The 236-nt window shown below is 76.3% G+C and carries 1 protein-coding gene; it reads left to right on the forward strand.

All coding sequences use genetic code 11. The features are described 5' to 3' along the window. Positions 1-36 precede the first annotated feature (36 nt). Positions 37-236, forward strand: a 200-nt coding sequence (locus tag ACQG3P_RS23770) for a DUF1289 domain-containing protein (RefSeq protein WP_426806423.1), incomplete at its 3' end; no start/stop codon positions are given.

The raw sequence follows: 236 nt of genomic DNA on the forward strand, positions 1-236 counted from the left end.
GTGTTGGAAGCGCGCGAGGCGCGTTACTGTTGCCCGGTGCCCTTGCCGGGTACGCGCGCCCCGGGCTGGCCGCGCCCCTGCAGCGGTCGCTGCGCGCTTGATCGCGCCGGCCGGGGCGGCGGCTGCCTGCGCACCGGGGATGCAATCACCCGCTGGTCGACGAGGACCCGCCCCGATCAAGAACATGTGATGCGGCCGGTGCGGCCGCTGCGTGAGCGGCTGCGGCCGGCGCGGGG

It is taken from the genome of Stenotrophomonas sp. SrG, from assembly GCF_050031795.1.
Classification (GTDB): domain Bacteria; phylum Pseudomonadota; class Gammaproteobacteria; order Xanthomonadales; family Xanthomonadaceae; genus Stenotrophomonas; species Stenotrophomonas rhizophila_A.